The organism is Rhizobium croatiense, from assembly GCF_019793465.1.
GTDB lineage: Bacteria > Pseudomonadota > Alphaproteobacteria > Rhizobiales > Rhizobiaceae > Rhizobium > Rhizobium croatiense.
This window is the reverse complement of sequence record NZ_JAILYJ010000003.1, coordinates 1-12,351: the sequence shown is the minus strand read 5'-3', so window position 1 is coordinate 12,351 and position 12,351 is coordinate 1. Positions and strand designations below refer to the sequence as shown.

Below are 12,351 nucleotides of genomic sequence, written 5' to 3'. Positions count from 1 at the left end.
AATCTGACATAACTCACCTCATCAAATCCGGCGCGGGGAGAAATGTCGCGCCGGGACCGGTCGCAGGCAAGTTACGTTTTGTTCAGACTGGGTTACGGATTTGTAATGTCAGAGCGCAATATAGCGGTCGGCGCGATGGTTGATGGCGACGAAGAGGTTGAGGACGAGGGCGCCGAGGACGGAATAGAAGACCACCGGCGGCGTGGTGACGAAGAAGGCGGCGGCCAGAACGCACAAGTCGATGCCAAGCTGGACGAGGCCGGCGCGGATGCCGAAACGCTCCTGGAGATAGACCCCGAGAATGCCGACGCCGCCGAGGCTGGCGCGGTGGCGATAAAGCGCCAGCGCGCCGAAGCCGAGCAGCAGGCCGCCGAGAAGAGCCGCCCAGGCCGGATGGATGCTCGAAATGGAAAAGAGACGCGACTGCAGATCTGACATCACCGAGGTCAGGCCGATGGCGATGAAGGTCTTGACCGTAAAGGCCACGCCGAGACGCTTCCACGAGAGATAGAAGAACGGCAGGTTGAGCAAGAAGAAGGCGAGGCCGAAATTGACGCCGAAAGCGTAATGCAGAAGGAAGGCGACGCCGGCCGTACTGCCGGTGAGAAGGCCGGCGCTGGCAAGCACGTAAAGGCCGAGCGCTGCGACAAGACTGCCTGAGAAGATGCCCTGCACGTCTTCGATCGGCGAGTGACGCGTCGCGCTCGTATTCCAGACGCCGAGGGCATTGATGAGCTGCGTCATGTCGCCAGTCTCCAACAGCAGACGTGTTCGTGAGCACATCCGGAGAAATCCGGACGCGGTGGATTTTTGATTGTGAAATGAGCCGAGCGCTCGGCGTCTGATCGCCGCGCGCTCTTGGGATACCCTTGCAATATCAGGCTTTCCGGCGTCCGATCAAGCGAAATAGGTAAGCAATGCTGTCCTATTAAAAAATCGCAAGAAACATTCGCTCAGGCCGGCTTGCGCGTAAGGAACAGAATGCCGGCAACCGGTTTGCCGCCATCTTTGCGAATGACGGTCTTGGCGATTTCGAGGATTTCGAAGCCGTGACGGGCAAGCAATATGCTCACATAGGCTTCCGAATGGGCGTAACGCAGCGACGGCGCGAGATGGAAGCCGTCACTATCCCCCGCATCCTCGACGGAAAAGGCGAGATCGGCGCCGCCGGCGGCAAGATCGTCGATGATGGCAAAGACGCTTTCGAGATTGCCGAGATACATCAGCACGTCGGCTGCCGTCACCAGGTCGGCGCGGCCGCGCGGCCCATCGGCAAAGAGGCCGGAAAGATCGGGCGCAAGCGACAGGTCGGCCTGGGCGAGGTGATCGTAGACCTCCTTCTCGGCCGCCTTGGCCAGCATGTTCTGCGAGAGGTCGAAACCTTCGAGGCGGCCGACGCGGCCATGGATTTCGGGGCCGAGCAGGCCGGTGCCGCAGCCGAGATCGACGGCGCAGGCGTAATGCCTGCCGGTGGCAGAAACGAGGGCTGCGAGCTTCTGCGGGACAGTGTAATCGAGTTTTTCGACGAGCGAGGTCTCGAAACGCTCGGCATAATCGTCGAACAGGCGCTCGACATAGCGGCTCGGCGGCCGGTCGGGTGTGGCGCCGTCGCCGAGAAGGGCGAGCTTGAGGGCCGAACCGAAAATATCTTCGGGATCGAGGGCAAGCGTGCTGCGATAGGCTTCGATCGCGGCTTCCGCCCTGCCCGCCTTTTCGCGATAGGTGGCGAGGCGATACCAGCCGGCCGCCCAGGCCGGTGCGAGTTCGAGCGCCTGTTCCATCAGCTCGGCGGCCGCCTCCGGCTCGCCGCCCTCTTCGAGCATCCGGGCATAGTCGGCGCGGCGGTCGGCGATGACATCGCCTGAGGAAAGCTGGTGGGGCTGCATCATCGGCTCTTTATTTTGGGCATGTCGTTGCGCTGCACGGTCTTGCACTGGCCCGCATCTGGCGGCGGCCACAAAAAAACTCAAGTCCTATTTCACAGGCGAAGCGGCCAATCCCGGAAAGGGCTTGCGGGCGGCGCACCGCGACCTTATTCCAAGGGCAAACAGGAGATGGTGCATGTCCGATCAGGTGAACAGGTTTCTCGGCGATTCGCTCGGCCGCACATTGATTAAACTCATCGTCGTGTCGCTGATCGTCGGTTTTGTCATGACGGTCTTCGGCCTGACGCCGTGGAACATCATCTATGGCTTCCGCGACTTCATCCTGGAAATCTGGCATCGGGGTTTTTCAGCGCTCGGGCGCGTCGGCGACTATCTCCTCCTCGGGGCGACGATCGTCATTCCGCTTTTCCTCATCCTTCGCCTTTTCAGCTATCACCGGTAACATGACCTCCATCGACCTTTCGCGCCGCGGCCTGCTGCGTCTTTCCGGACTCGCGTTCGCCGCCGGCATCGCCGGCTGCACCACCACGCCGCGCCTTGCCGGCACCCCGTCCAACGGCGAGGACGAGACGGTAAGCGTATTGCCGCTCGTCAACCAGCTGCGGGCCAAAAACGGCCTGCCGGCGCTTAGCCCCGACCCGGCGGCGCAGACGGCCGCCCTCTTCCAGGCCAAACGCATGGCAAGCGCCGGCAAGATGGCGCATCTGATCGGCATGACCGACAGCTTCGGCGCCCGCGTCAAGGCGAGCGGCGTGCAGCTGCCGGCGGCGGAGAACATCGCTTCCGGCCAGCAGAGCGTCGATGCCGTGGTGACCGCCTGGATCAACTCGCCGCATCATCTGGAAAACATGCTGGGGCGCTATGGCGGCCTCGGCGTCGCCGTCGCTCACAATTCATCTTCCAGGAACCTGCCCTATTGGGCGATGGTGCTGTCAAGCTGAGGCGATTCGGCCTCGACATGGGGCAGGCATGGATACGCGCAGCAGCAGTCATTCCCTTGCTTTCGAGGTCACGCATCGGCTGGTGCTCTCGATCGCCATTCCGATGACGCTCGGCTTCCTGACGACGCCGATGCTCGGGCTGACGAGCACGGCCGTCGTCGGCCATATGGGTGATCCGGAAGCGCTGGCGGGGCTGGCGATCGGTGCAATGCTCTTCGATCTCATCCTGGGCAGTTTCAATTTCCTGCGGGCATCGACGACGGGCCTGACGGCGCAGGCCTATGGCCGGCGAGACTGGCACGAACAGCAGGCGGTCTTCTCGAGGGCGCTGATCTCGGCGCTCGGCTGCGGGCTGGCGCTGCTCTGTCTTTCGCCGCTGCTGAAAGCGGCGGGATTGCGGTTGATGGGCGCGGAAGGCGCGATCGCCGAGGCGACCGCCACCTATTTCTCGATTCGCATCCTGGCAGCGCCGGCCGCACTCGCCAATTACGCCATCCTCGGCTTCGTGCTCGGGCGCGGACAGGGCGGTGTCGGGCTGCTGCTGCAGGCGCTGATCAACGGCATCAATATCCTGCTGTCGATCTATCTCGGCCTGTCGCTCGGCTGGGGCGTGGCCGGCGTCGCCTGGGGAACGTTGGCCGGCGAGGTGGCCGGCGCGCTCGCCGGGCTGTTCATCGTGCTCGGCGGCTTTGCCAAATCAGAGCGGCCGGCATGGTCCGAGGTCTTTTCCCGGCGCCGGCTGGCCGAGCTTTTCGCGCTCAACCGCGACATCCTGATCCGCACCTTCGTGCTGATCGGCGCCTTTGCGATCATGACGCGGATCGGCACCGGTTTCGGCGCGGTGACCCTTGCCGCCAATGCCGTGCTGATGAATTTCTTCCTGCTGTCGGGCTATTATCTCGACGGGCTTGCCAATGCCGCCGAGCAGATCACCGGCCGGGCGATCGGTGCGCACTACCGGCCGGCCTTCGACCGCGGGCTAAAGCTTACGGTCCTCTGGTCCTTCGGTCTGGCGGCGATCGTCTCCGCCTTCTTCTGGCTCGCCGGGCCCTGGCTGATCTCGGTGCTGACGACCTCGCCCGAGGTACGGCAGGCGGCAGCGACCTATCTGCCCTGGGCGGCGGTGACCGGGCTCACCGGCGCGCTCGCCTTCCTGATGGACGGAGTTTTCATCGGCGCGACCTGGTCGGCCGACATGCGCAACCGGATGCTGCTGTCCTTTGCCGGCTACCTCTTCATGCTCGCCGTCTTCGTGCCGCTCTTCGGTAATCACGGTCTTTGGCTGGCGATGAACGCCTTCCTGCTGTTCCGCGGCTTTTTCCTGGCGATGCTCGTCGGGCCGCGGGCCGATCAGACCTTCCGCGCCGCCCAGTAATCGAGCCTACTGTCGCGCAGCTCGCGGATCGAGCCGGCCTTTTCGCGGTCGAGCAGCGCCGAGAGACCGCGGACGATATCACCCGGCAGACCGGGGCCTTCATAGACCATGCAGGAATAGAGCTGGACGAGATCGGCACCCGCCCTGATCTTCTCCAGCGCGGTCTCGGCCGAGGAGACGCCGCCGACGCCGATGATCGGCAGCGCGGCGCCGACGCGCTTGCGCATCCTGGCAAGCACGGCGGTCGACTTTTCGAACAGCGGCACGCCGGAGAGGCCGCCCATCTCCTTCGCCTGGCGCTGATCTTTCAGGCCCTCGCGCGACAGCGTGGTGTTGGAGACGATCAGCCCGTCCAGCGGATGCGCAAGCGCCTCGGCGGCGATATCGTCCATGCCCTCCTCGGTCAGATCGGGGGCGATCTTCAGAAAGACCGGGATCTTGCGGCCGGATCTCTCAGCCATCTCATCGCGCGCCGCCAGGACGGCCGACAGTAGCGCCGCAAGGCTTTCGCGCGCCTGCAGGTCGCGCAGGCCGGGCGTATTCGGTGAGGAGATGTTGGCGGTGAAATAGCGCGCGACGGAATAGAAGCAGCGGATGCCGGCGACATAATCGGTGATGCGGTCCTCGCTGTCCTTGTTGGCGCCGATATTGACGCCGACAATGCCTTTGCCCGTCAGCGCCGAGAGCCGATCGAAAGCAGCCTCATGGCCTTCATTGTTGAAACCGAGGCGATTGATGACGGCTTCATCCTCGACCAGGCGGAAGATGCGCGGACGCGGATTGCCGGATTGCGGCTTCGGCGTCACCGTGCCGATCTCGGTAAAGCCGAAGCCGAGCCTCAGCAGCGCCTCCGGCACCTCGGCATTCTTGTCGTAGCCCGCCGCCATGCCGAGCGGGTTTTCGAAGGTGAGGCCGGCGACGGTCTGGCGAAGGCGCGGATCGGGAGTGATCTGGCAGGCGGGCACGAGGCCGGATTTCAAAGCCGCGATCGACATGCCGTGCGCCGTTTCCGGATCGAACAGGAAGAGACCCTTGCGGGCGAGACGCTTGAAGGGATCGATCATGGCTGCAGCTCCGGGAAAATATGGACGCCGGTCTCATCGAGCGGCAATGGCACCTCCCAGAGCACGGCCGCAAGCGGCAGATCGGCATAGAGATGCGGGAACAGATCGCCGCCGCGCGACGGTTCGAAGATCAGCTTGTCACCGAGGCCGCTGCCATCGACGGCAACCAGCATCAGGCCGGACTGGCCGGCAAAATGCAGGGCAGCGGTCTGCTTGACCTGGTCAGCCGTCGAAAAATGGATGAAGCCGTCCTTGAGATCGATGCCGGTGCCATGAAAAACACCGCTTTGTCTGGCTTGTTGCCAGAGCGGTTCCGTCACGATCTTGTAAAGGGTCGGTGTCAGGGTCATCATGGCCTCGCGATTGCTGGTCCTCGATCACCAGCGCTTTGCCGGAAAGAGGCGGCAATGTCCACGCCCCGGCGCCTAAAAACAGGACCCGCACAGGCAAATCCGGAGGATGAGACGATGAAGATTTTGGTTCTCACACTTGGCGCTGTACTCCTGCCGCTGGCAGCTGTCGCGGCCGAGGCCGATGCGGGCCGGTTCCAGCTGGAAAAAAGCGGCGATCATTTCGTCCGGCTCGACCGCCAGTCCGGCGCCATGTCGATCTGCCAGGACAAGGACGGCGCTCTCGTCTGCCGCATGGCCGCCGACGAGCGGGCGGCCTACGAGGACGAACTCGACCGGCTTGCGGAGCGGGTGACCAAGCTGGAGCAGGAAGGCCTCGTCCAGCGGGCGCTGCCGAGCGACGCCGAGATCGACCGCTCGATCAGCATCATGGAGAAGATGATGAAGAGTTTCATGGGGATGGTGAAGGAGTTCCAGGCCGAGGAAAAGGCCAATGCCCTTCCGCAGAAGACCTGATCTGATATAGTCATTTCAGCAGCCATGCATGGAGCGCAGTGGGGACGGCGTCGCATGCAGCATGATCGGGCTCTTGGGAGGGAGTTTTCGATGCAGGAACAGACCATCATCATTGCCGACGACCATCCGCTTTTCCGCGATGCGTTGCGCCAGGCCGTCATCGGCATGGAAGGCCGCCAGTCGATCCTCGAAGCCGGCGATTTCGCCGCCGCGCGGACCGCAGCCGGCGCCCATCCGGACGCCGATCTGATGCTGCTCGACCTCGCCATGCCCGGCGTCAGCGGCTTTTCCGGCCTGATGGCCTTGCGCGCCGAATTCGCCAGCCTGCCGATCATCATCGTCTCGGCGACCGACGACGCAACGACGATCCGCCGGGCGCTGGAACTCGGCGCCTCCGGCTTCATTTCGAAATCCTCCGGTATCGAAGACATTCGCCGCAGCATCCAGACGGTGCTTGCCGGCGATATCGCCACACCCGAAAGCTATCGCGACGGCCAGGAGCAGGACCCCGACGTTGCCGACCTGATCCACCGCCTGCATACGCTGACGCCGCAGCAAAGCCGGGTGCTGACCATGCTCGCCGAAGGCCTGCTGAACAAGCAGATCGCCTACGAACTCGGCGTCTCCGAGGCGACGATCAAGGCGCATGTCTCGGCGATCCTCTTGAAACTCGATGTCGACAGCCGCACGCAGGCCGTCATCCAGCTCGGCAAGATCAACATGGCGATGGTCGCCTAAGGGCGGACGAAACCGCCGATAAAAGGATTTTATTCCTCCCTTGCCTTTACGCGCGCCGCACGCTCGGTTACACTTCCGGCCGGCTGAAGCGCGGCCTTGGAGAGGCTGCACGGAATCGGGCGCATATGCTGTCACACGAGCAGATCTGGGAGGCGATCGACAGGCTTGCCGAACGGCATGACCTGACGCCATCCGGTCTTGCGCGCCGCGCCGGGCTCGATCCAACCTCCTTCAACAAATCGAAACGGCTTTCGGCCGACGGGCGGCTGCGCTGGCCCTCGACCGAATCGATCGCCAAGGTGCTCGATGCGACAGGGGCGAGCATGGAGCAGTTTCTCGCCTTCATGCGGCCGGGCGCCGATTCTTCCGCAGAATTGCCTGGCGAGCGCGCCAAGCTGCCGCACGGCGGCGCCATTCCTCTGCTCGGCTTCGCGCAGGCCGGCGCCGGCGGCTTTTTCGACGACGGCGGCTTTCCGGCCGGGCAAGGCTGGGACGTGGTCGAATTTCCGGCTGCGGCGTCGCAGAAATCGGGCGTCTACGCACTGGAGGTACAGGGCGAGAGCATGATGCCGCTCTATCGCGACGGTGACGTGCTGATCGTCGAACCCGGCGCGCAGGTGCGCCGCAATGACCGGGTCGTCGTGCGCACGCGCGAGGGCGAGGTGATGGCCAAGGTGCTGCTGCGCCAGAGCCCGCGGTCAATCGAGCTGATGTCGCTCAATCCCGAACATCCGAACCGCACGCTCGATCTGTCCGACGTCGAGTGGATTGCCCGCATCATCTGGGCCAGCCAATAGGAAGATATTCCATGCGCCCCGCCGCCGTCTTCACTGGTCTCGCAGGAATGGCGGTCGTAGCCGGCCTGCTGATGGCCGGAGAAGCAAGGCTGCGCAGCGGAACGGTCGGCGAGGATACGACCACCGCAGAGGCGCCAGAAGCGAGCGCGGCGGCGGAAATCGCACCCGAGAAGACGGCAGGCCGGTCGGCGCCGATATCGGACGCAGATGCCGAAATCATTGCGCGCGCGGCGCAACCGGCCGCTCCCTCCCCCGCCCCGACAGAACGCACGGCGGCCACGCCGGCCGATCCGGCGCGCCCATCTGAACCGCCCGGCGGGCAAGCGGCGGGGCCGGCCGCGAAGAAGCCGATCGAGCTGACGCGGCCGGTGGCCGAAAATGCCGGCGTGCTTTCCTTTGGCGAGCGCCGGCTTCAGCTTGCTGGCATCATCCCGACACCGGCCGACAGGATATGCGGGCCGGCAGGCCGGCAATGGCCCTGCGGCATGATGGCGAAGACGGCCCTGCGCCAGCTCTTGCGCAACCGCAGCCTTACCTGCGACCTCGACATGGCGGAATGGAAGGGGATGGCGACCGCCGCCTGCCGGCTCGGCACGCAGGATCTCGGCACATGGCTGGCCGAAAACGGCTGGGCCGAAGCCGAGGCGAGCTCGCCGCTCGACGCCGTCGCCGAGAAGGCGAAGCAGGCGCGGAAAGGCATTTACGGCGGCGACCCGCGCCGCAAATGACGGATGTCCGCGGCGGCGCGATGCTGCCGATCCCTTGTAAAGCCGGCCGCCAATTCCTAATCTCCGCTCACCGAAAAAGGAATCAGAGATGAACAAGCCGCTTTCCGCCCATGATGCCCTGATCTACGTGATGGTGATGGCATCCGCCGTCGACAGCACGATGAACGACAGGGAGATGACGAGGATCGGCCAACTCATCGGATTCCTGCCGGTTTTCAAGGATTTCGATGACGAGAGGTTGATTTCGATTGCGCGCGACTGCGCCTCGCTGCTGGCAGGGCCCGAGGGCCTCGACGTCGTTCTCGAAACCGTGCGCGACACGCTGCCAACAAAACTCTACGACACGGCCTATGCGCTCGCCGTCGAAGTGGCTTCCGCCGACCTTTCGGTCAAGGCCGAGGAATTGCGGCTGCTCAGCCTGTTGCGCGACCGTCTCGGCCTCGACAAGCTGACCTGCGCGGCGATCGAACGCAGCGCCATTGCCCGCTTCCGCAACGGATAAGCCTGAAACTCTTCAGGCGACCGCCTGTCAGTAGAGCCCGTAGGGAAAATAACGCAGATAGATTTCCTGCAGACGGCCGTTGCGCGACAGCGTGGCAAGCGCGTGATCGATGGCTGACGTCAGCACGCTGTCCTTCTGCCGCAGCATGATCGTCATGCCCTCGCCGAGGAAATGTTCGGACAGATAGGGACCGTCGAACAGCGCGCAGCATTTCTCCGAGGCCGGCGAAGAGACCCAGAAGGAAAGCTGCAGCGCATCGGCGAAGGCGGCGTCGACTTTACGCTCCTTCAGCGCCGCAAGCAGAGCGTCCTTGGTGTCGAAGGTCTGGGCCTTCAGCGCCGGGAAAAATGCGGCCAGCATCGCCTCGTGCACCGTGCCCTTGACGACACCGACCGGCCGGCCGGCAAGGGCGGCGGCCGTCTTGCCGTCGACCGGTGCTGCGAGATTGCGCACGAAGCGCGCCGGCAGCATCAGATAGGGCCGGGAGAAGACGAACTGCCGGCGCAGCTCGGGGGTCACCGCAAGGCCGGCGATGACGGCATCGCCCTGCGAGGCGGCAAGCGCATCCTTGAGATCGGCGAAAGGAATCGCCTGGATCTGGCACTTGTCGGATATTTCCAGCTCGCTGCAGATTTCGCGGGCGAGATCGACGTTGAAGCCGGAAAGCTTGCCGTTCTGATCGGTGAAATTGAAGGGCGGAAAATCGACCGACGTCAGGAAGCGCAGGCGCACCAGCGAGGAGAGATCGGGTCTCGCCAAACGCTCTCGCGCATCGAAGAGCAGCGGCAGCGAGGGCGCTGCCTGCTGGGCGGAGGCGGCAAGGCTTGAAACGAGCGCCGCGAGAAATAGTCCGAACGCGAGAAAAGCCTTCTGGGTGAGGGAGGCCAGTTTGGATTGCATCATTGTCATCCGGTCTCGGTTCAGCGCGAAACGTTGATCTATCAGAGTCATGGCTGGCGGGGAATATGTGTGGATCCGACGCCGGAACTGCGGGGCACCTCAGGATCAGGCTCTCCTGGTTTCCGGCGCTAAGCTCGTCCCTCAAAATTATGGGCATTCTCCACAACCGCGTTAGGGCGGAATTAAAGAATAGCGCCTTTATTTATGGCGACGTCATCGGACCCCGCCGGCCGATCGCATGAGGCACGCGTCAGCGCTCTGTTTGTAACAATTGATTTCGAAGCGCCGGTGCAGCACGCCGGCCAATCGGGTAACATTTCCCATGTTGAAGCATCTGAAAATCCGCACGAAAATCATATCGGTCGTGGCGCTCCTGGGGTTGATCACGATGGCTGGGCTCACCTATGTCATCGCCGAGTTTCGCCGTGCGGACGCCGCCTACAGCGCCTTCATCGATCATGAGGCGCTGGCCTCGATGCAGAGCGCACGCGCCAGCGCTTCGGTGGTGGCCTCGGTGCTGCAGGTCAGCCTGCTGGCCGAGCTGAAGCCGGATACGCCGGCCTTCCAGACGGCGCTCGCCACACCGAGCAAGCTGCCGCAGGCCCGTGACCGGATGAAGGCGGCGCTGGCCCTGGTCCCCGGCCGCAAACAGGCGATCGACGAGATCCAGGCGGGCATAGATGAAATCGAAGCCCTGGCCGGCAAGATCACCCAACAGAGCAAAGCCAAGGACAGCGCCGGCGCGCAGGCAAATGTCGCCCTGATCAACGCCAAGCTCGATGCGCTGGCACCGAAGATGATTGCCAACGATGATGCGATGATGGCGCTGCTCAACGACGGCGGCGACGCGCTCTCGGCTTCGGTCAACGGCCGGATCACTTTCTGTCTCATCCTGATCGGCATTGCCGTTCTCGCCGCGATCGGCGTCGGCATTATTGTGGCGGAGTCCGGCATTTCAGGCCCGATGACGCAGCTGCGGCTGCGCATGACACGGCTTGCCGAGGGCGATACCGACAGCGAGATCGGCGGTCTCGATCGCAGCGACGAAGTGGGCCAGATGGCGCAAGCCGTATCGATCTTCCGCGACAACGCCATCGAGCGCCGTCAGATCGAGGCTCGCGCCGAGACAGAGCGCAGCGTCAGCGACGGCGAGCGCCGCGAACGCGAGGCGCAGAAGGCGCGCGAAGCGTCCGAACTCGAACGCGCCGTCGCAGCCCTCGGCGACGGCCTGCGCCGCCTTGCCGCCGGCGATCTCGCCTCGCATATCGACGAGCCCTTCGTCGCCCATCTCGACGCGCTGCGCCAGGATTTCAACCATTCGGTCGAAAAGCTCAACGAGACCCTGCAGGCGGTCGGCGCCAATGCGCGGGCAATCGGCGCCGGCGCCAACGAGATCCGGTCTTCCGCCGACGAGCTTTCCCGGCGGACGGAACAGCAGTCGGCCTCGGTCGAAGAAACCGCAGCGGCACTGGAAGAGATCACCACGACGGTGCGCGACGCCGCCAAACGTGCCGAAGAGGCGAGCCAGCTCGTCACCCGCACCCGCCTCGGCGCCGAAAAATCCGGCGAGATCGTCCGCAAGGCCGTCTCCGCGATGCAGCAGATCGAACAGTCCTCGGTCGAGATCGGCAACATCATCGGCGTCATCGACGATATCGCCTTCCAAACCAATCTGCTGGCCTTGAATGCCGGCGTCGAAGCCGCGCGCGCCGGCGAAGCCGGCAAGGGTTTTGCGGTGGTGGCGCAGGAAGTGCGCGAGCTCGCGCAGCGCTCCGCCAAGGCGGCCAAGGAAATCAAGGACCTGATCACCACATCAGGCACGCATGTCCAGACCGGTGTGTCGCTGGTCGGCGAGACCGGCAAGGCGCTCGATGCGATCGTCACCGAAGTGCAGGAAATCAACCAGCACGTCCACGCGATTGCCGAAGCCTCGCGCGAGCAGTCCATCGGGTTGCAGGAGATCAACACCGCCGTCAACACCATGGATCAGGGCACGCAGCAGAATGCGGCGATGGTCGAGCAGTCGACCGCCGCCAGCCACAGCCTCGCCACGGAGGCGACGGCACTCAACAATCTGCTCGGCCAGTTCCGGCTGACGGGCACCGGCAGCTTCGCCGCCGCCGCACCGATCGCATCGGTACGGCCGCCGGCCGCAGCCCCGCGCGCTGCCGCACGTCCGGTGGCCAAGGCTCCCGCGATCCGCGTCGCCCGGGAAGGCACTGCCCGCCCGACCGCCTCGCCGGCCCGCGCCCTCGGCCAGACGCTCGCCAACGCCTTCGGCGGCGGCAACAGCACGCCGTCAAAGAGCCAGGAGGCCGACTGGACGGAGTTTTGAAGCACGGCTGTCCGGTTCGCGCCTTGTGATTTGCCCCTCACCCTCGAGGAGGCCTTGCTTGCGAGCGGTGGGCCACAAGTCTCTTCCCCCCTCGGGGAGAGCGACTGTCTTTTTTGTCAAGCGTTTTGCCATGGTCGTCCGTCCCTGATGATGGCATTGAGGATAGTGAGCAGCTTGCGCATGGTGGCGACGGTTGCGACGATCTTGGGCTTGCCGGCC

At 64.3% G+C, this 12,351-nt stretch carries 14 protein-coding genes and 1 pseudogene; 9 read left to right on the top strand and 6 right to left on the bottom strand.

Features of this window, described 5'->3' with window-relative positions; genetic code table 11:
• Positions 1 to 108: 108 nt before the first annotated feature.
• Positions 109 to 744, bottom strand: a complete 636-nt coding sequence (locus K6M89_RS05680; protein ID WP_222138727.1) for a YitT family protein — start codon at positions 742 to 744, stop codon at positions 109 to 111.
• Between the two features lie 209 nt (positions 745 to 953).
• On the bottom strand, positions 954 to 1,886 hold the full coding sequence (locus K6M89_RS05675; protein WP_222139024.1) for a class I SAM-dependent DNA methyltransferase: 933 nt from the start codon (positions 1,884 to 1,886) through the stop codon (positions 954 to 956).
• 175 nt (positions 1,887 to 2,061) lie between these two features.
• Between K6M89_RS05675 and K6M89_RS05670 the strand changes: the two genes are divergently transcribed.
• From K6M89_RS05670 to K6M89_RS05660, 3 genes are read left to right on the top strand one after another with little or no spacing between them, the layout of a single operon-like run.
• Positions 2,062 to 2,328 carry a DUF6460 domain-containing protein gene (locus K6M89_RS05670; protein WP_004675818.1) on the top strand — a complete coding sequence of 89 codons (267 nt, stop codon included), beginning with the start codon at positions 2,062 to 2,064 and terminating at the stop codon, positions 2,326 to 2,328.
• Position 2,329: 1 nt separating this feature from the next.
• Positions 2,330 to 2,827 carry a CAP domain-containing protein gene (locus tag K6M89_RS05665; RefSeq protein ID WP_222138726.1) on the top strand — a complete coding sequence of 166 codons (498 nt, stop codon included), beginning with the start codon at positions 2,330 to 2,332 and terminating at the stop codon, positions 2,825 to 2,827.
• Between the two features lie 28 nt (positions 2,828 to 2,855).
• Positions 2,856 to 4,202 carry an MATE family efflux transporter gene (locus tag K6M89_RS05660; RefSeq protein ID WP_222138725.1) on the top strand — a complete coding sequence of 449 codons (1,347 nt, stop codon included), beginning with the start codon at positions 2,856 to 2,858 and terminating at the stop codon, positions 4,200 to 4,202.
• On the opposite strand, the gene K6M89_RS05655 is transcribed toward K6M89_RS05660, so the two are convergent.
• Both K6M89_RS05655 and K6M89_RS05650 read right to left on the bottom strand, forming a co-directional pair.
• The gene (locus K6M89_RS05655; RefSeq protein WP_222138724.1) at positions 4,178 to 5,266 is read right to left on the bottom strand and encodes a quinone-dependent dihydroorotate dehydrogenase; all 1,089 of its coding nucleotides are present in this window, start codon (positions 5,264 to 5,266) and stop codon (positions 4,178 to 4,180) included. The two genes, K6M89_RS05660 and K6M89_RS05655, sit on opposite strands and share 25 nt — an antisense overlap.
• The gene (locus K6M89_RS05650) at positions 5,263 to 5,616 is read right to left on the bottom strand and encodes a DUF952 domain-containing protein (protein WP_222138723.1); all 354 of its coding nucleotides are present in this window, start codon (positions 5,614 to 5,616) and stop codon (positions 5,263 to 5,265) included. Before K6M89_RS05650 ends, K6M89_RS05655 begins: the two co-directional genes overlap by 4 nt.
• Positions 5,617 to 5,733: 117 nt before the next feature.
• Between K6M89_RS05650 and K6M89_RS05645 the strand changes: the two genes are divergently transcribed.
• From K6M89_RS05645 to K6M89_RS05625, 5 genes are all read left to right on the top strand, one after another.
• Positions 5,734 to 6,132: a hypothetical protein gene (locus K6M89_RS05645; protein WP_222138722.1), complete on the top strand. Its 399-nt coding sequence runs from the start codon at positions 5,734 to 5,736 to the stop codon at positions 6,130 to 6,132.
• A gap of 90 nt (positions 6,133 to 6,222) precedes the next feature.
• Positions 6,223 to 6,870, top strand: a complete 648-nt coding sequence (locus K6M89_RS05640; RefSeq protein ID WP_097582382.1) for a response regulator — start codon at positions 6,223 to 6,225, stop codon at positions 6,868 to 6,870.
• A gap of 125 nt (positions 6,871 to 6,995) precedes the next feature.
• The gene (locus tag K6M89_RS05635) at positions 6,996 to 7,667 is read left to right on the top strand and encodes a S24 family peptidase (RefSeq protein ID WP_222138721.1); all 672 of its coding nucleotides are present in this window, start codon (positions 6,996 to 6,998) and stop codon (positions 7,665 to 7,667) included.
• An 11-nt stretch (positions 7,668 to 7,678) separates the two neighbouring features.
• Positions 7,679 to 8,395 carry a thermonuclease family protein gene (locus K6M89_RS05630; protein ID WP_097582378.1) on the top strand — a complete coding sequence of 239 codons (717 nt, stop codon included), beginning with the start codon at positions 7,679 to 7,681 and terminating at the stop codon, positions 8,393 to 8,395.
• Positions 8,396 to 8,483: 88 nt separating this feature from the next.
• Complete coding sequence (locus tag K6M89_RS05625; RefSeq protein ID WP_097582376.1) at positions 8,484 to 8,897, top strand: tellurite resistance TerB family protein; 414 nt, start codon at positions 8,484 to 8,486, stop codon at positions 8,895 to 8,897.
• Between the two features lie 27 nt (positions 8,898 to 8,924).
• Here the strand turns inward: K6M89_RS05625 and K6M89_RS05620 are convergent, their stop codons facing one another.
• Positions 8,925 to 9,800 (bottom strand): transporter substrate-binding domain-containing protein, encoded by an 876-nt coding sequence (locus tag K6M89_RS05620; RefSeq protein WP_097582590.1) that lies wholly within the window; start codon positions 9,798 to 9,800, stop codon positions 8,925 to 8,927.
• A gap of 319 nt (positions 9,801 to 10,119) precedes the next feature.
• Here K6M89_RS05620 and K6M89_RS05615 point away from each other — a divergent pair, with 319 nt between their 5' ends.
• Positions 10,120 to 12,132: a methyl-accepting chemotaxis protein gene (locus K6M89_RS05615; RefSeq protein ID WP_222138720.1), complete on the top strand. Its 2,013-nt coding sequence runs from the start codon at positions 10,120 to 10,122 to the stop codon at positions 12,130 to 12,132.
• Positions 12,133 to 12,248: 116 nt separating this feature from the next.
• Here the strand turns inward: K6M89_RS05615 and K6M89_RS05610 are convergent.
• Positions 12,249 to 12,351: pseudogene (locus tag K6M89_RS05610) on the bottom strand (IS110 family transposase); the annotation flags it as partial.